The organism is Edaphocola flava, assembly GCF_004118155.1.
Classification (GTDB): domain Bacteria; phylum Bacteroidota; class Bacteroidia; order Chitinophagales; family Chitinophagaceae; genus Edaphocola; species Edaphocola flava.
The window spans coordinates 548,919-570,550 of record NZ_SAIQ01000002.1 but is presented as its reverse complement, the minus strand read 5'-3'; the positions used below and the strand labels follow the sequence as shown (position 1 = coordinate 570,550).

Below are 21,632 nucleotides of genomic sequence, written 5' to 3'. Positions count from 1 at the left end.
GCTCAAACAGTGGTTTCCGACTTTATCGACCGAGCCAATGATTTTCTTGGCGCCGGATTTATAAGGCCTTCCTAAGCGATCTGTTCTATACGGATCGCTTCCTGTTTCAGCACAGCTATAGTAATTGTATCAACTCTTCGGAGCCTCTGCAGCCGAAAGTTTCGTACCCTGAGGTACTCGAAGGGCAATGACTAAAGGTTGCTTAATACTCCTGGAACGTAAGTTATAAGTACTGCAGATCGGCGCAAAGCACCTCGCCCTTTTCCTGTCCGTCAAACTGGATGATCAGGTAATCCAGCTTAGGCTGTATTGCCCCATCCTGTATATAAATCGTGGTGTCGAAATGTACCGGCAATACTGCAAAACGGTATTTGTGATGGTTCAGGCCAAAGCTCTCAATCACTTTAAAACGCTCAGCCTTGTCGGCCTCCAGCTCAAAGATATCCTGTGGTTTCACTTTGTAGAAGGTATAATAATCCAGGGCCAGCAGTTCTGCCAGCACCGTATCCTGTGGATACAACTCTTGTATATAATCACGAATTACTTCATACACCTGCTTAAGGGTATGCTTATGGAAAGCATGTTTTTCGACAAAACGCTCGCCCACTCCCATAAGGAAGTCAAAGATGCTGTAGTGCGCCGTAATATGCTTCAGCGCATTGCAGGCACGCTTTTTATTCCAGTAGATTTCCAGGGCATTCTCCAGCAGCGTTACTTTATGCAGCTCTTCTTCGCTGAGGAAGCGACTGCGGATGATCTGATACGGAGGCTCCGGATCGAACACATAATCGTACTGCTCGTACTTTTCACGCACGGGTGTGCCTTTCAGGAATTTAAGGAAACCCAATTGCAGTTCCGGCGGATATAGTTTGAAGGTTTCTTCAAAGCTGTATTTCAGATCGGCCATATACTCCAGCGGCAGGCCTACAATCAGATCCAGGTGCATCTCGATCTTGTTCTGCAGCGATTGTACCACACCCGAGGTTTTGGTAAAGTTCTGCTTACGGCTTACCTCCAGGTTGCTCTGCTGGTTAACCGTCTGTATACCGATCTCGAAACGGAACAGACCCGGTGGCACCTTCTCTTGTATAAAGGCAATGATGTCTGGATGCACAATATCAGCCGTGATCTCGAACTGGAATACATTGCCCGGACGATGATGATCCAGGATAAACTGGAACAGATCGAGGGTAAAATCTTTCTTGATATTAAAGGTTCGGTCAAGGAATTTGATGGTACGGCCGCGCTGCATCAGGTACAGGAGATTGTCCTTAATGGTCTGCATGGGCAGGTAGCGTACTTTATTATCCAGGCTGGCCAGGCAGAATTCGCATTTGTACGGACATCCGCGACTGGTCTCTATATAACAGACTTTATTATTCAGTTCCTCAGCGGTATCGTACTGGTAAGGATTACGATCCTCCAGCAGCTTTACATCAAACTGTACGGATTGCTTATTATAATGTATCTGCCCCTCTTCTTTATAAATCAGGTTCGGCACCAGCGATACATACGGGTACTGGCGCACAAAATGCTCAAACGGAATCTCTCCCTCTCCAGCGATGATATAATCTACTGCATCTTCTGCAATCACCGGCTCCCATTCGTAACTCACTTCTGGTCCGCCCAGCAATACTTTTGTATTCGGGTTCAGGGCCTTGATCTCTCTTGCGACCGCCAGGGTCTGGGTAATATTCCAGATATAACAGCTGAAGCACACCACATCATAATCGACACAGTATGCAGCTACCTCCTTTGGGTCGTTCTTAATGGTGAACTCATGCATGTGCAGATCGGCATTACCGTTATCCTTGTTCAGATCGTAGAGGATACGGATGGCCAGATTAAGATGTATATATTTCGCATTCAGCGTCGTGAGCAATACCTTGGGCATGCGGCAAAGATACTAAGGGAAATGGGAATGGTGTACGGAAAATGGGGGAAGTAAAAAAGCTAAATGAGCTGCCAGCGGAAAAAGCACGTCAGAGATACGGGAAAAACACCCTTTAATATAAGCTATGCCTTAATTATGTTTATTAAAAACAAATAAATGCAATGACAACATTAAGAGGATTTGTACGCTCTATGAATGCAGCAGCCAACCGAGCAGAAAGAGAACATCAAAGACGCAACAGAGAAGCGGCTAAAAAATTTAAAGAGCAACAGAAGCAATTTGAACTAAAAAATGCAACTGAATCGGTGGATACATGGAATGAATATGTAACAGTTTTAAAAACGCTTCATTGGGATTGTAGTGAAAAAATAGACTGGTTTCAAATAAATAATGTCATAAAGCCAATAATGCCACAAAATGAGCATTATCATGAAAAAACAGCTCAGCACAAACTTAGCAACTTTAAACCTTCAACATTTCATAAAATGCTAGGTATGACCAAGCGCAAAATTCGAAAATTAGAAGAAAATGTAAAAGAAGCAATAAGTAAAGATCAGCTTCATTTCCAGAATTTAATCCAACAGTATAATGAAGATGTAACCGAATGGGAAATGTTAAATAAAATGGCTCAAGGAATTATTAATAAAAAACCAGAAGTATATCTGGAAGTCATTAAATATTTTGAGCCATTTGCAGATATAAATGACTTAGGCACGAACATCAGTTTCTACTTCAATCCTAATTTTATAAATATCGATTTAGATACTAATGGTGCTCAGATCATCCCTGATTATGAGTTAAAATTGACTACAACAGGTAAACTGTCTCGCAAGATTATGTCGAAAAGCAATTTCTATGAGCTTTACCAGGACCATATATGTAGTGCAGTATTACGTATTGCCAGAGAAACCTTCGCACATATTCCAGTAGAGTATGTAGTTATTAATGCTCATGCTGAAATGCTTAACTCTGAATCAGGTCATATAGAAAAGCAAATTATACTTTCGATAAAAGCGTATCCTGAAACGCTGGAAAAATTGAATATGAAACAACTTGATCCATCTAATAGCATGAACAATTTCATACATAATATGAATTTTAAGAAAACTTCAGGCTTCTTGCCTGTCGGGCAAATTCAATAAAACTTCATAATGCAAAATTAACGATACCATGCCACACATTAAATACTTAAACAATTTTATAGATAAGACTATTGACAACCTAGAAAACTTTAGAAAATCGGGTGTTAAAAGCGAATTTTCATTTAATCTCGAATCTTCTGATCTTGAAGATTACAACTCTATAGATATACGTAAATCTCCAAAATTTGAAGAGCTATTTAAAGAGCTTCAGAATATAAATGGCCCTGTATTATATTGGATAGAGATTGTCTCCGATATTCAAAACAATTTAGTCATTGATTCTTTACAGAAATATAAAGAAACTAAAAACCCTAAAGCAACCCCTGCAATAAAAAAGGGCATTAATTATAACACTAAAGTACTTTATGTAGGTAAGGTCAAAGGTATTTTCTGGGGGCGTGTAATTCAGCATATGGGATACTTTAAAAATACTCAAACACAGGGACTTCAACTTTATTATTGGACAACACATTTACCTTTAATACTACAGTTTCATGTGCTTGAGTTTGAACTTGAAATGGCCAATTTAATGTCTGTTATTGAATATGCATTTGCCCAAGAATTAAAGCCTTTAATAGGAAAACACAAATAATATTTACATAAACACAACTTTCACATTATAAAATATACATTTCATAGAAATATCATTACATTAGACTTACACCAAAACGATATACTATGAAATTTATCCAATTGGCACTTGCAATATGTTGTGCGGCATTTATTACCCATGCACAAACCATTAGTCCGGGCACCTATACTGCCGATGGTTCAGGGCAGGACAGCCTGATATTTACCGACAACAATCTGTTCAGCAATCAAGGCGAAAATACAGGGGGTACCTATTACGGACAGGGCACCTACACAATTCAGCAGGACTCGCTCTACCTGACTTATGATAAAGATGTACCGGGCAAAATAGTGCAGAAAGCCCGTACTAAAAGGGCTGCTAAACAAGCTAGCGGACCGGTAACCATTACGGTATATCGCGCCGCCTCTGCTGTAGAGCAGCCAGCGGTATATGGCCAATACATTATGCTGGAATTACTGGATAAGGATAAAAAAGTACTGCGCCTTACGGAACTTAAAGGTGATGGCCACTACACCATTACGGACTCACTGTTGTATGAAACGGCCTTCCTGAGACTGGCGGGCGACCAGGACGAACTGGCCCCGGGCACGAATAATTATCTTTTTGAGCTCACACAGCCAATCAACAAAGCTACAGAGATCTTACTTTATACCTACCCTCGCCTATACAACCAGGTGATCAGCAATACCGTTATTAATAAAGGTAAAATAGCGATTATCTCAGACCGGCAGTTTGTGCTCTCTAACAGCAATAGCGAACAAACGTATACTAAAAAATAGTATATTGCTGTAAACTTAAAACTATGCATAAATTAATTCCTTTGACCACCCTCCTACTGGGGCTTGGTACACAGAGCCTTCAGGCACAACAAAAATCGCCGCAACTAGGCTGGAAGCAGGAATATCGCGAAACGGATACATTACGTTCCATAATGTTACTGGAAGACCAGGATCACTGGATACAGCAACTATTTAAAACACTTCATGCACCCGTAGAGCACTCTACTCCGGGTAAGTATATCTGGCAACAGATCAGTATACCCGGGCTAGGAACTGCCCTCAGACTGGAACTGAAAGATGGTGTATTGGAACAGGATCGCAAGGCGGCATCGTCCTGCTGGAAATTATTTACCAGTGAGGCGGATAAAATTACCCGCATGCAATCATTAAACGAGGATCGCTGGCGTGAAACGGAGATCAAAATAACAGACAGTAAAGGCCAGAATGTACTAAACACTGCAGCAAAAGAAGCCCTGGCTAAAAAATATCTGCTTACGATATTGAAATCTTAGTATGATACAATTGCATTAATTGCACAAAATAGTAAAAGGGAAGGTATAAAAATACCTTCCCTATGCAATTAAGCACCCTCTATATTCACATTAGATGATGTACTATTTTATTTTGCAATCACCAGTTTTTGTGTCTGGTCAATCAGGTTGCCATATGCATCAATCAAAGAAACCATATAAGTACCATTTGCCAGTGCAGGTAATACATAGTTATTTTCCCCGGCAACTACATCATATTGTTTGCTGATCACCATACGGCCAATTGCATCAACGGCCTTAACCTGTACGGTTTTTATACCATTAGTAGCTGTGAATTTTATATGCACAGGCTCATTTTCTCTTGCCGGATCAGGATATACGGTCCAGTTATTTTTGCCACTACAGTCTGTGCGCACCGATTTTACATCGCTAAATTTGAACTGACCATCTACATCAATCATTTTCAGTCGATAATAAATCGTGCCGGTTGGCTGCTCTGCCACGTATGCATAAGTGCTTCCGTTCAGACTGCTCTTGTTTTTTACGGTTGTAATCGTATGAAATGTTCTGGCATCAGAGCTGCTTTCTACTGCGAAATGATCAAAATTGCGTTCTTCAGTAGTCGTCCAGCTCAGTTTTGCTGCACACCCATCGGCTTCAGCCGTAAAAGCTGAAAGGGTTACTGGAAGCGGTGTAAATACGGTAAAGCTTGTTGTAGAGTTGTCATTACCAATAAGCTGGTTACCTTGAGCAACACTTGGTGCACCGGTAAGCGGATTTTTAAAGGTCGGCGCAGGATCAATCACATAGCTGATATTGGCCGTAACGGTCTGAAAAATCGGCATTGCGATCAGACCTGTTGTGTTTATCCATACATCATGGATATCGAAAACAGGTAAGGTTGCATTATTACGCAATTTAATCGTTCCGTTTGTACCTGGGGTAAGTGAATATACATACCATCTTGGATCGCTATTAACCAGATCCAGGCCTGTAATGCCAACATTACCCCCTACAGATAATGTAATTTCTAATGAATTGGCTACAATATCTGTAGTGATTCCTATATTACCGGTCGTTACCTGTATCTGACCATTACCTCCAACTGGTATCTGAGCACCATTTAGTGGATATGCCAGAATGGATATCCATGGATCTGCGTCCTGCGCGCGGCCGGAGAAAGGCGTGAAGCTCAGTAAAAACAAAGCCGTAAGGGCCGTAAGAATGGTTTTTGAAAAATTCTGTCTCATTTTATTTAATTTATTTGGTTAAATCCTAATGATAAATAAAGGCGCCGCCCTATCCTTCTGCTCCGTTCTTCTCCCGGGCGGCACCTTAAAAATTTACACCGTTATGGGTTTGTTGCCGTAACTGATGTTTGTGAACTGTTATTTGCACTATTGCTATCTCCACCACTTGCAGCGATAATGATTGCATTGATCGGCTGACTGGTATTTGCAGCAATACCTGCTTTACGGGTTATATTGAATCCTAATGCAGAGTAACCATATGGACTAATCACTTTACCAGGTTTAAGCGTACATAATATGTAGCTTGAAGTTTCCGTGATGATCCAATCGTTATTAAATACTGTAGTACCTCCGCTGACATTAGATGTTGTCGTTGTTGCGCCGTAAGTAATGGTAAAGGCGGAAAGCTTCGGAATACGGAAGGCAACCTGACCTAAACTAATCATATTGGCTACTTCAACAATATTAACCACGAAGTCTCTGTTGTCTCCTGCAGCTGGGAAGCTTAAGGCATCGATCTGAACAACCGGTGTAAAATCCGGAGCAGTTCCTACCAGGATATGCAGGGTTGCCGTATCGCGGGCCACAGGACTACCGTTATCGAAGATCGCATACGGATATTCTACAGCACCTACAAATCCGGAAGCAGGTACGAATGCATAAGAACCATCTGTATTGAGCGTCAGGGTACCTTTACCAGAGATCGCAATGGTTTGCGCTACTACGGTTAGGGTATTACCTTCTGCATCATGATCATTCGCCAGTACATTGCCGTTCAGTGTTTTTCCCTTGGTTGTTACGCTATAGTCATCCACTGCTGTAGTTGTGTTTGGCGTGCCCGGAGGATTTACCGTTACCACTACTATTGCGGTATCGCACATAGATGGTGTGCCATTATCACATATCTGGTACATGATCGTATCCTTACCTGAAAAGCCGGTTGGTGGCGTGTAGGAAATCGATCCGTCAGGATTAACAGTGGTCGTACCACCAGCTGGGGTTGTACCAGCACCTGGGTTATTGTCGATCACTACAACATTACCAGGAGGAAGGGTCGTACTCGGTGTACCCGGCTGATCATTACCCAGTACAGGAACCGTTACCGGTGTATTCTGTGGCGTTTCCGTTACATCATTGTTTGCTACCGGTGGGTTATGAACACCCATTGTAGTATCCAACACTGTGATATTCAACAGTTCATTGGTACATACACTGTTATAACATACCGGAACCAGGAAGTTGTATTCACCCGGAACAGATGTAACGAAGCTATACGTTCCATTAGGGTTCATTACCGGCATAGCAGTATTCGGATTGGTATAACCCGGTTGTGCTACTGGTGTACCATAGGTACTGCCAACTGGTACATCATCGTTTGTCGATACATTACCTGTTACAGGAAGATTCACATAAGTAACATTCATATCCGGATCCGTTTTAGAAGTATTCAAACTGTTAACCAGGATATGCAGGGTTGCTGTATCACGGGCCACAGGACTACCGTTATCGAAGATCGCATACGGGAAGTCTACAGGACCATTGAAGCCAGGAACCGGTACAAAGGTGTAAGCACCATTACTACCCAGTGTCAGCGTACCTTTACCAGGGATAGTAGTCGTTTGTGCTACTGCGCTTTGGGTATTACCTTCTGCATCATGATCGTTAGTCAGTACATTACCGCCTACGGAAGTAGATGGATTAGTCGTTACATAGTCATCATTTGCAGTAGTTGTATTCGGTGTACCTGTTGGATCTACCGTTACATATACCTGTGCAGTATCACACATTGATGGTGTACCGTTATCACAGATTTTATACGTGATCGTATCCGTACCTGTAAAGCCGGTTGGTGGTGTGTAAGTGATGGATCCGTCAGGGTTGATTGTGGTCGTACCACCAGCTGGGGTTGTACCAGCACCTGGGTTATTGTCGATCACTACAACATTACCAGGAGGAAGGGTCGTACCTGGTGTACCCGGTTTATCATTACCCAGTACAGGAACCGTTACCGGAGTGTTCTGTGGCGTTTCTGTTACATCGTTGTTCGCTACTGGTGGGTTCGGTTGATTGTTGCTCAGTACAGTGATGTTCAACAGTTCATTGGTACATACACTGTTATAACATACCGGAACCAGGAAGTTGTATTCACCCGGAACAGAAGTAACAAAGCTATAAGTACCATCAGGGTTCATCACCGGCATAGCTGTACTTGGATTGGTATAACCCGGTTGTGCTACTGGTGTACCGTAGGTACTGCCAACTGGCACATCATCATTCGTCGATACATTACCTGTTACAGGAGTGTTGATGTATGTCGTGTTGAAGTCAGGATCAGTATCTAATGGTTTACTCACCAGGATATGCAGGGTTGCTGTATCACGGGCCACAGGACTACCATTATCGAAGATCGCATATGGGAAGTCTACAGGACCACTGAAACCAGGAACCGGTACAAAGGTGTACGCACCATTGCTACCTAGTGTCAGGGTACCTTTACCAGGGATCGTAGTCGTTTGTGCTACTACACTTTGTGTATTACCCTCTGCATCATGATCGTTAGTCAGTACATTACCGCCTACGGATGTAGATGGATTGGTTGTTACATAGTCCTCATTTGCAGTAGTTGTATTCGGTGTACCTGTTGGATCTACCGTTACATATACCTGTGCAGTATCACACATTGATGGTGTACCGTTATCACAGATTTTATACGTGATCGTATCCGTACCGGTAAAGCCGGTTGGTGGTGTGTAAGAGATTGATCCGTCAGGATTAACAGTGGTCGTACCACCGGCTGGGGTTGTACCCGCACCTGGGTTATTATCGATCACGACTACATTACCCGGAGGAAGGGTCGTACCCGGTGTACCCGGTTTATCGTTACCCAGTACAGGAACCGTTACCGGTGTGTTCTGTGGCGTCTCTGTTACATCGTTGTTCGCTACTGGAGGGTTCGGTTTGTTATTATCCAGTACAGTGATGTTCAACAGTTCGTTGGTACATACACTGTTATAACATACCGGAACCAGGAAGTTATACTCACCAGTTACAGAGGTCACGAAACTATATGCACCATTAGGGTTCATCACCGGCATAGCTGTACTTGGGTTAGTATAACCCGGCTGTGCTACTGGTGTACCATAGGTACTGCCAACTGGCACATCATCATTCGTTGATACATTACCTGTTACAGGAGTGTTGATGTATGTCGTGTTGAAGTCAGGATCGGTATCTAATGGTTTACTCACCAGGATATGCAGGGTTGCTGTATCACTAGCTACAGGACTACCATTATCGAAGATTGCATATGGGAAGTCTACAGGACCATTGAAACCAGTAACAGGTACAAAAGTGTACGCTCCGTTGCTACCTAGTGTCAGGGTACCTTTACCAGGAATCGTAGTCGTTTGTGCTACTACCGTTTGCGTATTACCTTCTGCATCATGATCATTCGTCAATACATTACCGCCTACGGATGTAGATGGATTGGTTGTTACATAGTCGTCATTTGCAGTAGTTGTATTCGGTGTACCTGTTGGATCTACCGTTACATATACCTGTGCAGTATCACACATTGATGGTGTACCGTTATCACAGATTTTATACGTGATCGTATCCGTACCGGTAAAGCCGGTTGGCGGTGTGTAGGAAATCGATCCGTCAGGATTAACAGTGGTCGTACCACCGGCTGGGGTTGTACCCGCACCTGGGTTATTATCGATCACGACTACATTACCCGGAGGCAGGATTGTACCCGGTGTACCAGGCTTATCATTACCCAATACAGGAACAGTTACCGGTGTGTTCTGTGGCGTCTCTGTTACATCGTTGTTCGCTACTGGAGGGTTCGGTTTGTTATTATCCAGTACAGTGATGTTCAACAGTTCGTTGGTACATACACTGTTATAACATACCGGAACCAGGAAGTTGTATTCACCCGGAACAGATGTCACGAAGCTATACGTACCATTAGGGTTCATTACCGGCATAGCTGTACTTGGATTGGTATAACCCGGTTGTGCTACTGGTGTACCATAGGTACTGCCAACTGGTACATCATCATTCGTTGATACATTACCTGTTACAGGAGTGTTGATGTATGTGATGTTAAAGTCAGGATCGGTATCCATACCCTGCTCACTTGCCTTAATGTAGTAAGATTGGTTTGCAGCAGTATTGGTTGCCAATGCTGCATAATCACGGTTACGCAACTCGGTACCTGCAGATGGTACACCAGCAATACTGGCACCCTGTGCATTTACCTGCCAGCTGCCCGTACCCTGATATTGCGTTACATAGTTACCTGAGCTGTTAAAGGCCGACTGATTCGTCGTGCTATTATGTTGCAGTGCGATATTGGTGGTACTGCCTGCTACATCGCCATAAATATTCCAGGTACGTTGCATACCGGTATTATTGAAGTTCTCTACCGGTACAGAAGTGGTGTAATTGGCCACGTTTACATGTACGGTATTCGCAACGGTAGGATTCACCGTAGCGGGTGTATAATCCCCTTCGGCGATCCCTACAGGATATACCCAGGCAGCAGTATAGCTCTCTTTCACTACATGTCCGTTACCGGCAGTTACTGCAAAAGCAGCAGGACGGTACCCGGTTTCAGTAGCTGTACTGCTGAAGCGAAGGTCATAAGCCCCTAATAGCACATCATTGCCACTGACAGCTGAACCATTGCCCAATGTCGTCGCCCAGGTAAAGTTATTACCTATATAAAGCGTGTGGTCTGTATTAGCGGTACTGATATCGCCCATAGATGGCGCAGTAGATACTGCACCTAAAACCAGGTTGTTAGGGTTACGCTGGATGACTTGTGCCAGAATTTTGCTGCCCCCACCGTCAATAGTAGTGGGCTGTCCGCTCCAGGCTACGGTCTCGGCAAGAGCACCAATGCTTCCCGGATGATCCAGGATCATTTTACCACCGCCATCAATCACAGCGGTAGGTGCGATAAACACGTATTGACTGGCGATCACCCATTCCTGCCCGGCAGGAATGGTGATATGCGCACCGGGGCCAATATACAGATACTGGCTGTACTCTATAGTACCTCCGGCATCGTATGTGCCCATACGCGTCACGGCACTCTGTGCTGCTGCCTGGCCAGTTGAGACCAGACCCAGACTAAGGGCCGCAATTAGTTTATAAAATGTTGTTTTCATTGTCTTTTTTTAAACGTGTACAAAAGGCCGGAAGCGGCATTTTAGTTAATACTTTGATAGGTAATCACATTTTCTGCCCAGGTACCGCCGCCAAACAAAGCCAGGCTACCGGTAGCATTCAGGTTATGCATATACCCAGTCGCCCAGTAGTAATAGGTCTTATTGGCACCAGAGGTATTATTGATCACTAAAGAACCTTTCATAATCGCATAAGGAGCATTACTGCCCAAACTGCCACTGATGAGGGTACTCGAGCCAACAATGTCCGGACTTTGAGCAAAACTGCTATTGTTGTTCCCGAAAGTAGTACGCACCCACCAGGACTCATTACCCGCGGTGAAGGTTACGCTGCCGTTACCTTTGGACATAAGCATGGTGACATCTACCAGCCATTTACCGGGAGGCAGGGTTACCGAAGTACCTGTATACTGTGGCGTGGTGCTATTGGCTGGAACATTGACACCTGCACCAATAGGCGCATAATAGATATCTACAGCAGAGCGCTTCCAGGTACCGACACCATTGGCATCGGACGTAAGTATTTTATTTAAGCCCTGTGTACCATCTACGATTTTAATAGCACCATTCGTGCTGCCGTTCTCAATATCAAGCCTTGTGGCGGGATTTGTCGTATTGATCCCCACAAAACCCTTATCATCGAGTGTCATCCGGGTAGTGCCACTGGTACTGAACTGCAGGTTACTGTTCGGGTTCGTACCGTTGCCCGTATAGGTTGCATTAATGACGCTCAGGTTTGAAATTGCGCCATTGACATAACCCTGCATGCTAATGTTACCCAACCCATCATTATTACCCAGGTTTTGTGGCGCTGCACTTGTACCACGGGCATTGCTCAGGTAGAGGCCGGATGTATTACTGCCACCGGTAGTGTTATAAGAGCGTACCCAAACATCATCATACAGGGGGCCTCTATTGTCATTGTCTATATGCAAAATGGAGGCCGGTGCTGAGGTACCAAGGCCCAGACCACCATTAGTGCCTAACCTCATTTTTTCCGTACCATTGGTTTCAAAAGGCAGGTCGAAGTTATCGTTGGTACCAATTGTCTTAAGGGCACCATTATTATTACCATCTTGTATCCAGGCAAGGCTGGCAATAGCGCCGGCATTTACTACACGTACCCATCGGGTACCGTCATTGTAGTAAAACCCCGGACTAACGGCTGTATTACCACTACCAGCAGTAGCCGTATTGTATACGACCATGCCAGCGACATGGGCATTAAGCGGACTCGCCACGTTAGTGGCAGTAAGGGCAAGACGGGATAACAGTAATCCCTTATTGCTGCTCTGCAGTTCCAGTATTGCATTAGGATTGATGGCAGCATTTGCAGTACCATCAGATACCCTTTGCTGTGCGAGCAAAGGACTGCCACACATCAGTAAAACTCCTGCCAAAAGCAGGTTCATAGGTGTACATTTCATTGTATTATAATTAATATGAGGTTATTGGTTTGAATCGATTTTCAAGTGGTGATAGGTGAATTACAATTCAATTATATTTACCAGGCATTTTGCCATGTGGTACCGTCCCATACACGCAGTTTGTGAAGGGTTGTATCGTAATACGCCTGGCCTTCTACAGGGCTGCCTGGTGCGGTCGCCGATTTTGGCAAGACCATCCCTTTACTGAAGCCGAGCACCAGTTGGTCGCTTTGGGTTGTAGTGGCATTAGTACCCAGGGCCATACTGTTATTCTGCGTTACCGTATTGTTCTGGCCAATAGCCGTACTGTACGCGGCATTAGTGATGGTATTATTACTGCCCAGGGCATTAGACAGGTTAGCATTAGTTAGTGTATTGTTTGCACCCGCGATATGCGCACCGTTGCTCGTGATCATAGTATTCCGGAAGCCCGACAGGGAAGAGAAATTAGAGCCGGAAACGGTGTCCTTATAGCCCGCTACCAGGTTGCTGTTGGACTCAAACACGTTATTATATGACCCGATTGTAGCATTGCTACCCTGTTTGAAGCTAAAGCCCTGTCCTACAGTATTCCCAAAGCCGCTCACCAAGTCGCGGCCGCCTTCTGTCTGCACACCAGAAGGGAACCCTGTACCTAAAGAACTACCATTATAAATAAAGTAAGCAGGACTATTTACCAAATAGTTCTCTTCACCGATGATCAGGCTCATTCCTGTACCAGAACCTGTCTTATTAACTTTACCATTCATAATATTATAACTTCCGGAATCGATATTCCCGAAACCAAATACAGCGGTCTGGTTAGAGCCATGCAGCTGATTGCCCTGGCCGGCTACAATCCCAAAAGGATTTCCGTTACCGGCACCATCAACTATATTTCCATCACCGAGTACTGCACCAGTATGCGCATTGGTTACCTGATTGTACTTACCGGTAATCAATGCGTTATCACTGTTGCTTACATCGTTATTCCAACCACTTACCAATGTGCTTGTACTACCGCTATCCAACTGGTTAGCGGTACCGATAATGCCACTATTGGCAGAACCTGTACCAATCACATTGTTGAATCCGCTGATGAATGTATAATTGGAAGTATCCTTATTGGAGCCACCGAAAATAGCTGCATCCTTTGCATTGCTCATACGGTTATCGGAGCCGTAAATAATGGATGAGTAGGCATCTGCTGCCGTATTGACGATATTATGGTTACCACCTACCAGGTTAGCCCCGGCATTGCCACCGGTAACGGTAATGGTATTGGTATTGCCTAAAACGGTAGAGTAGCTGGCATTACCTGCGGTAACGGCAATCTTATTTGTATTGCCCAGGACCGCGGAGTTATTGGCATTAGCACTGATGCTGTGTCCACTACCTGCAACCAGGGTATAGCTTGAGCTGTCTTTATTGGCGCTGCCAAAAACAGCCGATGCTATAGCGGTATTGATATTATTAGTTTGCCCCCCTACTACGTTGGTCCATGTATTGCCACCGGTCAGGGTGTTGGCGGAGCCGCTCACCAGGCTCTGCCCCATGTCAGTTGCTGACAACACATGGCTCTGCCCGAAAACGGCTGTACCCAGTGCATTGCCACCAATGGTATGATTACGCCCTGCCACAATCGTATAAGTGGCACTATCCTTATTCCCATCGCCCGATACTGCGGAGCCTCCTGCATTGAACAGGATGTTGCTGTTACCGCTTATGGTACTGTTAGGGCTATTGGTCAGGGCATTATTATACCCCGTTGCAAAACTGGATGTACTGGCATTGATCTTGTTTTGCAGACCGAATATTGAGGAATGGTTAGAACCGGCACCTACCGTATCATTCTGTCCCCAGATGAAGCTGTATTGCGATCCGGCACTGGTTGCTGCACCACCCACTGCATTTGCGTTCTGATCGAAGATCATGCGGGTGATGTTGTTGACACCCAGGGCCAGATTCTTCGCATCTGTAGTACCCCAGAAATTGGCAGCCCCTACCGCAGTACCTACGGTTGTAGGTGGCGTAGTAGCCGCATTGCCTTTCAAACGCCAGAAATCACCTGCGGCAGTACTGCTGTTAAAACTCAGGGGGTTCCATTTACCCTCCCATACTACAAGACCTGTATCCAGACCATTGGCGCCACCGGTAGTAGTATTGAACACGACCATACCTTTGGTAGGGCTGCCAGTCATCGGCGTCCACAGCAAGCGGTCGGTCAGGGCTACTCTGCTGGGTAAAAATCCTTTATTGTTGCTTTGCAGTTCCAGGACCGCAGCAGGGTTAATGGCCGCATTGGCCGTACCGTCCGAGACCCTTTGCTGAGCCTGAAGTGATGTACTTCCTGCCAATAATAATACGGGCACCGTAATCTTTGTAATTGTTTTATTTTTCATATTAAATCGTATGTAATTGTTTTTAAATCCCCTCTGTTCAAACAGACCAATGACATCCTTCTTTTAGGCCAATCAGTTTATTCACTTCGGTTAATAAATTCAATTTGGGGACAAAAATAGACTGCCTCAGGCTGTCAAAAACCAAGTGTAGGAGCGGGTTTCGCAAAACAGTACAAAAGTTAGGGCCTTAATAAAATGTTATTTGAAGCATTTATAAGATCCATAATATGACATTCAATTACTTATGATTTATTACCTATAATTTGGCTGTAACAAGTCGTTATGAAAACGGTTTGCAAACCATACCTTTTCCCAGTCAGCCGTTCTGGGCTTTCGGCCATTTATGAACAAAACCTGATGATTGAAGACGAGTAAAATTTATATGAAAGCAGATTGATACACACCGCATCTATGCAGATCTGGATCATACCTACTAAAGCATATTATTGGTAATCGAGGAAAGAAGCAGGCATCATACCGATGCGCACGAGGAGTATGGATCTGTACACCGTTTAGCATGGCCATCTCACGTATACAGTTCTTTTGTATGGGCTGTGATAATGAATCGGGAAACATTATGTGTCTTATAAATAAGCAGATCATTCCCCTTAAGAATATCGTGTTCAACATTTTAAACAAACAACAGGCTATTGAGCCTATATTTTTCAGGCGTACATCATTACATATTTCCTAACCAAAAACAGTACTTAAGATAGTAGTCAGAATGCGCATCGTATTATTGCACGGCCTTACTTTTGTCCCAGAGAACATTCAATGAATATGCATCTATTTGTTCATTGAGTCAATTCTATCTTTTTCATTACAGGCTTAAAAAAGCGCTCCTTTCCAGGAGCGCTTTTAGTTTCTGCCAATTATATCAGAACCATGTTTAAATTCTGATTATATTTACCCATATGAAGTCTGTCTTACTTTCATGCTTTATACTTTTTTCTGGTATTGCCGCAAAGGCACAGGTATGCGATACCGTTTACCGTGCAGTGCAGTACCCCGCTTCTTATGCAAATGATTCGCTGCAGCAATATATATTTCGCTCTATTACAGAGGTCATCACCCAATGCCGGTCAGAGGGAGAAGAGCCCGATGCAAAACTGTACCTCGAACTTACCATAGATTCTACTGGTAAAGTAGCTGATGTCCATTTCCGCAAACCCGCATTAAGTCAGCGTTGTGAGGCCATGCTCCGCAATAAACTCATGGGCATAAAGGGCTGGAAACCCGCCCTGCACAACGATCAGGAGGTATGCAGTATTTTCATTATTCCGGTAAACTGCATGAAATGGCAGTAGGCACTTATTTGTTTTCGATAAAGGATCTGAGAACATACCTGCTAAAATATACAAGGCTTAGTTTTGGAAGAAAGCCAACATTCTGAAAGTATTCAATTTTTAACCTGATGAGAAAAATACTTCTTCTTTACTTTGTATTTATATGTTCCGGTCTGGCATCTGCACAGCAGCATGTATTCAGGCAGGACAAGCCCGATAGCCTGACCATAGCCCGTAATAGGACAGCAGTACTACAATTGTCTGCTGCGCCCTTTCTTAAAGGTTCATTTTCTGCTGAGGATATCACTATACCCTATCGTTTATTATTGCCTAGACATATGAACAGGTTGCGGAAATATCCGCTCGTAATTATGCTGCACAACTCCGGAAAAATAGGTGTGGATAATGAATTACAATTAGATCCGCTGGCGAGGACCTGGCTCAGAACAGCAATACAGGAACGGTTTCCGGCATTTGTACTGGCCCCGCAATTTGCACAGCGCTCATCTAATTATCATCCTGACAAAGGCATACAGCTATCCGCACCGTCAGCAGATGTAGCCGCTATACTGGATTTGCTTCATAAACTGGAACAGGAATACCCAAACATAGATCGCAGCAGGATATACCTCGTAGGGTATTCTATGGGTGCCTCTACTGCCCAGAACCTGATGAGCCTTGCCCCCGAACGTTTTGCAGCAATGGTTTCTATCGCTGCAGTACCGGACATATCTAATCTTAAAGCATTTAGCCATAAGCCCATCTGGCTGATTCACGGACAACAGGATGATGATAATCCCTATAGCGGCAGCGTATACCTGTTCAATAAACTAAAAGGGAATAAACAACTTATATTCACGACTTATACTGAGTTAAATCATAATAATATTACTATTCCATTCTTAGCCTCAGACGCGATTCCCAGGTGGCTGTTCCGGCAAAAAATAAATACAAAATAGATAAGTATTTTATAGAGCAAAGAGTATATTGCGCACGAAATAAATCATTCGTTCACATACCTATTACATGAAGCTCAAGTATTTCGCCTTATCTGTACTGTTGGCATGCAGCAGTCCTTCTTTCGCTCAGGAAAATGATGCATTAGTCATTAAACTGTTAGATAATGATCGTATCGGAGCGGTGAACCTTGACCAGGATAAATTTATTGCATCCCTGGGACTGGTAACAGAATATTGCAAAGGGTTATCAGACCTTTTTGCGCCTGAGCAAAAAATAGGCATTCTGTTAACGGTACATACTAGCGGTGCAGCAACGTACAAATGTTACTCCAGTCCGGCATTACCTACTGCTGCAGAAGCAAAAATACTTAATGACCTGCATGCTATTCCGCTGGAGCATACCAGACTGGTCGATTTCCCGGTTTTCATCGCTGTACATAGCAGCCCGGAAACAGCTACTGATTTTACAGGCTTTGAAAATCCTGTTCAGCAAAAGAAGAGTGTTTATGTAAATGCAGATTTAGCTACCAAATTGCAACTCAATAAAGAGTATGCACTCAAAGAGGTATTGCCCGTATTAACAGCTTATGAGCTTATCGCAGAAAGCCAGTATGCAGGCGTCAAAAATTTTGGCAAGAAAGCCAGCACAACCAGCTTTGGACAGGAACAGGATGTATATGCATTCACCAGTAAAAACCCGGATTACTGGCGTGCAACCATGGAAATGGGCGCTGGCAACCAACTAATCCCAACAACTAAAATTGCTGCGCTTGTTGCACAGGGAGAGCTAGACCAAGCTATGAAATACATTGAGATCGTAAGGATGTTTTCCGACAAAGAATCCATTTCTGCTATATACCTGGATGAATTAAAAGACCGACTCAGCAACTTTCACAATGAATTGAGTATTGCCATAGAAAAAGGTATATCCGCCCATGACCGGGGCAACTACATAAAAGCAATTGCTATATATAATGATATCCTGAAGGTATATCCAAATTCGGCCTGGGCCCTTTATGAAAAATACTATTCTGAACATGCTCAGAAGGTCGCCTTGCGACAAATAGAAGCAACGGATGGTGAAGACTGGGCTAAAGCTAAAAAAGATATTTATAAGCACAATCCACTATACCATATGGATGTACATGCCAGTAATGGCAGGGGTGCTTACCTCATCGTACGCAGACAAGAGATCAGCAAATTGTTTAAGAATGAAGATCAACAGCTACAGGATGTGTACCAGTATGCCATGATTGCATCGGATCTGGGCATTTATGACTTTGCTGCGCAGCTCTTCTGGCTCACTATTCCTTATAGCGAAAAAGACATGCAGAAAGATGCATTGCATCAATACCTGTACTGCCTGGAACAATTAGGTGTAAAAGACTTGAAGGCCAACTTCGAAGGTGATTTTTCTACAATATTTAAAGAAATAGAGCAACAGAAAAAGAAGGCAATGAAAGAAAGTCCGATCTATCAGTCTATGAAAAAATAGCCTTTACAGACCGCTATTGCGCAATTTCCTCTATTATCCGCTCTCTGTGCTGCTGCCCCCAGCGGCCCATGGCCTCCAGCACTTCCTTCAGCGTTTCGCTGTATGGTGTCAACGCATATTCTACGGTAACGGGTTTGGTATTACATACCGTACGGCTTACCAGACCGTTCAGTTCCATCTCCTGCAATTCCTTTGATAAGATGCGGGGCGAGATTTCGGCTTCGCGGCTCAGCTCCAGGAAGCGCTTTTTACCATCCATCAGGATAGTCAGCAATACCATTTTCCATTTACCTCCGATCACATCAAGGGTATCTCTTATGGCCAGACGGGCCTTTTTACAGGTCACTGAGTTATGTACAATACTATCCATTTTGTAACTACTATTCTTTTTGTAACAGCTATCTAAAGTATAGCAAATATACAGAGCTTTGCCTCCACAAACAAAACACAATAAAACATGTCACAAAAAGCAATGAACATTACCGGATGGGTATTAACCATCGTATTAGCCTTATTATTTGCCATGAGCGCATTTATGAAACTCAGCCTGAACGAAACGGCAGTACAGCAAGCCGCTGCAGCCGGGATGGATGCAGCTACCTATCGTATTATTGGTGTGGTAGAGATCCTGTCCTTGCTCCTGTTCTTGGTACCCCGTACCGGTCTGCTCGGAGCCCTGCTGCTGATCGCCTATATGGGCGGGGCTATTGCGACCCATCTGCAGCATCAGCAACCGATTGCTATGGCCGTTGCCGTACAGGTTGTACTCTGGATTGCCACCCTGCTGCGCCACCCCGAACTGAAGCAGCGATTGGTTGCAGCGAAATAAAAAGTGTATAAATAGCAAGTGCATAATCGTCCACACTGGTTATGCACTTTGTTTTTACCCTACATTTGTATGCAACAATTAGTTGCGATGCAAAAAGAACAATTACAAGAGCTTATTGATAAACTGGAGGAAACACAACTAGTGCACGATGCATATTTCAAAATTGGGTCAGAAAATGGGCACCATACTGAGAGCTATATCCGTGCCAATAAGGAAGGGTTGCGGCTGTTTGCATTGCGTTTACTGAAAGCGTCAAACCAAAATGAAAAAACATCCCTGCCTCATTGGTTTGATATTACAGAAGAATGGCTGGAAGACGATAGTGAAGTGTTTATTAATCATATTCAAATACTACAAGAAAAAAGAACTTCTGTCCCTCCAGAAATAGAATCTTCAGATACTGGGGGTAAGCTGCTTGGCTATGGATGTATACTCATAATGCTTTTACTTATTACATCCACCATTATTGGTCTGATAACAATTGTCCAATGGATCAGCGGATAATTTTATTTTTTAACTTTCAAAATATTTTGAAAGTTAAAAAATATATGTACTTTTGTATCAGCAAAGACAAAGAAGATCATGAAACTCGCAGACGCTAAAGAAAAGTATATACAAACCTGGGGTACACTGGCCTCTAACTGGGGCATAAACCGTACCATGGCTATGGTGCATGCTTTACTGCTGTCCAGCGACAAGCCACTCTCTACCGATGAGGTAATGGAAGAATTGCTGATCTCCCGCGGCAATGCCAATATGACCCTGCGCGACCTGATCGACTGGGGCATTGTACGGAAAGAGATCATTAAAGGTGAACGTAAAGAGTATTTTGTGGCGGAAAAAGATATCTGGTATCTCTTTAAACAGATCGTAAAGGAAAGAAGGAAAAGAGAGATAGAACCGGTTATTGCCAGCATAGAAGAGCTCAGCCATATCGATGAAGACGGACCGGAGGCCGAATCATTCGCAAAACTGATGGGCGATATGAAAAATGTAACGAACAAGATCAACAATATTATGGACCTGGCCATTAAGAGTGATGAACACTGGCTGGTCGGTAAAATAACGAACCTTATCAAATAAGGTTTTTTATTTAGTCTTTATTTTCAATATTTACTGAAACTTCATTTTATTCGATATGTACAATATACTAGCTTATACGATGTACCTGCTGATAACCAGTTTCATTACAATATATGTAGGCTATTGTTGTCACAAAAGCGGAGGCATGTACCTGCAGTATTTGTTAGGCGATCATGCTCCTTGCCAGGCGATCAACAACCTGCTGCTCTGTGGCTATTACCTGGTCAATATCGGCTATGCAGCGTGGAGCCTGCATGATGGCTTTCAGATAGGCAATGCTGCCGAACTGATGACGACCCTCTCTGTTCGCACCGGATCGATTGTTTGTCTGCTCTGTGTGCTGCATTATATCAATATCCTCACCTTTTATCTTTTAAGCAGAAAATACATTCATTCTTAAATCATATACAATGAACACGCAAATCTCGCTTCTCGCTTATTTCATCTACCTGCCTGTTGCCCTCGGCCTCACCATCACGGTAGCCCATCAGTTGTTCAAAAACGGTAAAGTCTTTATGCTGGATATCTTTCACCAGCAGGCCGATATTGCCCTGGCCACCAATTCCCTGTTCAAGATCGGCTTTTACCTGCTCAATGTAGGCTTTGCCCTGACCATTATTCGTATGTCTGCCATCGTTAATGCAGAAAGCATGATCGTAAAGCTCAGTACCAAGATCGGCGGCTTTGCCATATACCTGGGCATTATGCTGATGCTGAACCTTTACCTGTTTATGCGCGGCCGTAAAAAAGCCCGCCAGCACCAGCGCGAACTGAACAAACTTTTTGGCACCAGCAAGGGTATTGAATTTGAATAATAGTCTTTGATTCA

The 21,632-nt window shown here is 43.8% G+C and carries 18 protein-coding genes; 12 read left to right on the top strand and 6 right to left on the bottom strand.

The features are described from left to right. Positions 1-223: 223 nt before the first annotated feature. Positions 224-1,894 (bottom strand): B12-binding domain-containing radical SAM protein, encoded by a 1,671-nt coding sequence (locus tag EMP01_RS08740; protein ID WP_129021127.1) that lies wholly within the window; start codon positions 1,892-1,894, stop codon positions 224-226. Positions 1,895-2,055: 161 nt separating this feature from the next. Here EMP01_RS08740 and EMP01_RS08735 point away from each other — a divergent pair, with 161 nt between their 5' ends. The 4 genes from EMP01_RS08735 to EMP01_RS08720 all read left to right on the top strand — a co-directional run bounded on the left by EMP01_RS08735 (position 2,056) and on the right by EMP01_RS08720 (position 4,919). Continuing rightward, the gene (locus EMP01_RS08735) at positions 2,056-3,036 is read left to right on the top strand and encodes a hypothetical protein (RefSeq protein ID WP_129021126.1); all 981 of its coding nucleotides are present in this window, start codon (positions 2,056-2,058) and stop codon (positions 3,034-3,036) included. A 28-nt stretch (positions 3,037-3,064) separates the two neighbouring features. Further along, positions 3,065-3,628: a hypothetical protein gene (locus tag EMP01_RS08730; protein WP_129021125.1), complete on the top strand. Its 564-nt coding sequence runs from the start codon at positions 3,065-3,067 to the stop codon at positions 3,626-3,628. Positions 3,629-3,714: 86 nt separating this feature from the next. Next, positions 3,715-4,407 (top strand): hypothetical protein, encoded by a 693-nt coding sequence (locus tag EMP01_RS08725; RefSeq protein ID WP_129021124.1) that lies wholly within the window; start codon positions 3,715-3,717, stop codon positions 4,405-4,407. A 23-nt stretch (positions 4,408-4,430) separates the two neighbouring features. Beyond that, entirely contained in the window at positions 4,431-4,919 is a 489-nt protein-coding gene (locus EMP01_RS08720) for a hypothetical protein (RefSeq protein WP_129021123.1), read from the top strand. A gap of 107 nt (positions 4,920-5,026) precedes the next feature. On the opposite strand, the gene EMP01_RS08715 is transcribed toward EMP01_RS08720, so the two are convergent. The 4 genes from EMP01_RS08715 to EMP01_RS08700 all read right to left on the bottom strand — a co-directional run bounded on the left by EMP01_RS08715 (position 5,027) and on the right by EMP01_RS08700 (position 15,151). Beyond that, positions 5,027-6,148: a T9SS type A sorting domain-containing protein gene (locus tag EMP01_RS08715; RefSeq protein ID WP_129021122.1), complete on the bottom strand. Its 1,122-nt coding sequence runs from the start codon at positions 6,146-6,148 to the stop codon at positions 5,027-5,029. 101 nt (positions 6,149-6,249) lie between these two features. Next, positions 6,250-10,128: an Ig-like domain-containing protein gene (locus EMP01_RS08710; RefSeq protein ID WP_394345058.1), complete on the bottom strand. Its 3,879-nt coding sequence runs from the start codon at positions 10,126-10,128 to the stop codon at positions 6,250-6,252. A gap of 1,238 nt (positions 10,129-11,366) precedes the next feature. Further along, positions 11,367-12,755, bottom strand: coding sequence for a hypothetical protein (locus EMP01_RS08705; protein ID WP_129021120.1), 1,389 nt, complete (start codon positions 12,753-12,755; stop codon positions 11,367-11,369). Between the two features lie 92 nt (positions 12,756-12,847). Then, positions 12,848-15,151: a beta strand repeat-containing protein gene (locus EMP01_RS08700; RefSeq protein ID WP_129021119.1), complete on the bottom strand. Its 2,304-nt coding sequence runs from the start codon at positions 15,149-15,151 to the stop codon at positions 12,848-12,850. 914 nt (positions 15,152-16,065) lie between these two features. On the opposite strand from EMP01_RS08700, the gene EMP01_RS08695 reads away from it, so the two are divergent. The 3 genes from EMP01_RS08695 to EMP01_RS08685 all read left to right on the top strand — a co-directional run bounded on the left by EMP01_RS08695 (position 16,066) and on the right by EMP01_RS08685 (position 18,891). Then, positions 16,066-16,458 (top strand): hypothetical protein, encoded by a 393-nt coding sequence (locus EMP01_RS08695; RefSeq protein ID WP_129021118.1) that lies wholly within the window; start codon positions 16,066-16,068, stop codon positions 16,456-16,458. 107 nt (positions 16,459-16,565) lie between these two features. After that, complete coding sequence (locus EMP01_RS08690; RefSeq protein ID WP_129021117.1) at positions 16,566-17,396, top strand: carboxylesterase family protein; 831 nt, start codon at positions 16,566-16,568, stop codon at positions 17,394-17,396. 67 nt (positions 17,397-17,463) lie between these two features. After that, complete coding sequence (locus EMP01_RS08685) at positions 17,464-18,891, top strand: hypothetical protein (protein WP_129021116.1); 1,428 nt, start codon at positions 17,464-17,466, stop codon at positions 18,889-18,891. A 13-nt stretch (positions 18,892-18,904) separates the two neighbouring features. Here EMP01_RS08685 and EMP01_RS08680 read toward each other — a convergent pair whose 3' ends face one another. Then, a complete protein-coding gene (locus EMP01_RS08680) occupies positions 18,905-19,261 on the bottom strand; it encodes a winged helix-turn-helix transcriptional regulator (RefSeq protein WP_129021115.1) in 357 nt (118 codons plus the stop codon). Between the two features lie 87 nt (positions 19,262-19,348). On the opposite strand from EMP01_RS08680, the gene EMP01_RS08675 reads away from it, so the two are divergent. From EMP01_RS08675 to EMP01_RS08655, 5 genes are all read left to right on the top strand, one after another. Continuing rightward, the gene (locus tag EMP01_RS08675) at positions 19,349-19,720 is read left to right on the top strand and encodes a DoxX family protein (protein WP_129021114.1); all 372 of its coding nucleotides are present in this window, start codon (positions 19,349-19,351) and stop codon (positions 19,718-19,720) included. A gap of 69 nt (positions 19,721-19,789) precedes the next feature. Beyond that, complete coding sequence (locus EMP01_RS08670; protein WP_129021113.1) at positions 19,790-20,224, top strand: hypothetical protein; 435 nt, start codon at positions 19,790-19,792, stop codon at positions 20,222-20,224. 78 nt (positions 20,225-20,302) lie between these two features. Continuing rightward, entirely contained in the window at positions 20,303-20,803 is a 501-nt protein-coding gene (locus tag EMP01_RS08665) for a GbsR/MarR family transcriptional regulator (RefSeq protein WP_129021112.1), read from the top strand. A gap of 55 nt (positions 20,804-20,858) precedes the next feature. After that, the gene (locus tag EMP01_RS08660; protein WP_129021111.1) at positions 20,859-21,203 is read left to right on the top strand and encodes a hypothetical protein; all 345 of its coding nucleotides are present in this window, start codon (positions 20,859-20,861) and stop codon (positions 21,201-21,203) included. A gap of 10 nt (positions 21,204-21,213) precedes the next feature. Next, positions 21,214-21,618 carry a hypothetical protein gene (locus EMP01_RS08655; RefSeq protein ID WP_129021110.1) on the top strand — a complete coding sequence of 135 codons (405 nt, stop codon included), beginning with the start codon at positions 21,214-21,216 and terminating at the stop codon, positions 21,616-21,618. Positions 21,619-21,632 lie beyond the last annotated feature (14 nt).

What these genes read in the sequence shown, in the direction of transcription:
- EMP01_RS08740 (WP_129021127.1), bottom strand. Translation starts at nt 1,894, where the DNA reads ATGCCCAAGGTATTGCTCACGACGCTGAATGCGAAATATATACATCTT.
- EMP01_RS08735 (WP_129021126.1), top strand. Translation starts at nt 2,056, where the DNA reads ATGACAACATTAAGAGGATTTGTACGCTCTATGAATGCAGCAGCCAAC.
- EMP01_RS08730 (WP_129021125.1), top strand. Translation starts at nt 3,065, where the DNA reads ATGCCACACATTAAATACTTAAACAATTTTATAGATAAGACTATTGAC.
- EMP01_RS08725 (WP_129021124.1), top strand. Translation starts at nt 3,715, where the DNA reads ATGAAATTTATCCAATTGGCACTTGCAATATGTTGTGCGGCATTTATT.
- EMP01_RS08720 (WP_129021123.1), top strand. Translation starts at nt 4,431, where the DNA reads ATGCATAAATTAATTCCTTTGACCACCCTCCTACTGGGGCTTGGTACA.
- EMP01_RS08715 (WP_129021122.1), bottom strand. Translation starts at nt 6,148, where the DNA reads ATGAGACAGAATTTTTCAAAAACCATTCTTACGGCCCTTACGGCTTTG.
- EMP01_RS08710 (WP_394345058.1), bottom strand. Translation starts at nt 10,128, where the DNA reads ATGAACCCTAATGGTACGTATAGCTTCGTGACATCTGTTCCGGGTGAA.
- EMP01_RS08705 (WP_129021120.1), bottom strand. Translation starts at nt 12,755, where the DNA reads ATGAACCTGCTTTTGGCAGGAGTTTTACTGATGTGTGGCAGTCCTTTG.
- EMP01_RS08700 (WP_129021119.1), bottom strand. Translation starts at nt 15,151, where the DNA reads ATGAAAAATAAAACAATTACAAAGATTACGGTGCCCGTATTATTATTG.
- EMP01_RS08695 (WP_129021118.1), top strand. Translation starts at nt 16,066, where the DNA reads ATGAAGTCTGTCTTACTTTCATGCTTTATACTTTTTTCTGGTATTGCC.
- EMP01_RS08690 (WP_129021117.1), top strand. Translation starts at nt 16,566, where the DNA reads ATGAGAAAAATACTTCTTCTTTACTTTGTATTTATATGTTCCGGTCTG.
- EMP01_RS08685 (WP_129021116.1), top strand. Translation starts at nt 17,464, where the DNA reads ATGAAGCTCAAGTATTTCGCCTTATCTGTACTGTTGGCATGCAGCAGT.
- EMP01_RS08680 (WP_129021115.1), bottom strand. Translation starts at nt 19,261, where the DNA reads ATGGATAGTATTGTACATAACTCAGTGACCTGTAAAAAGGCCCGTCTG.
- EMP01_RS08675 (WP_129021114.1), top strand. Translation starts at nt 19,349, where the DNA reads ATGTCACAAAAAGCAATGAACATTACCGGATGGGTATTAACCATCGTA.
- EMP01_RS08670 (WP_129021113.1), top strand. Translation starts at nt 19,790, where the DNA reads ATGCAACAATTAGTTGCGATGCAAAAAGAACAATTACAAGAGCTTATT.
- EMP01_RS08665 (WP_129021112.1), top strand. Translation starts at nt 20,303, where the DNA reads ATGAAACTCGCAGACGCTAAAGAAAAGTATATACAAACCTGGGGTACA.
- EMP01_RS08660 (WP_129021111.1), top strand. Translation starts at nt 20,859, where the DNA reads ATGTACAATATACTAGCTTATACGATGTACCTGCTGATAACCAGTTTC.
- EMP01_RS08655 (WP_129021110.1), top strand. Translation starts at nt 21,214, where the DNA reads ATGAACACGCAAATCTCGCTTCTCGCTTATTTCATCTACCTGCCTGTT.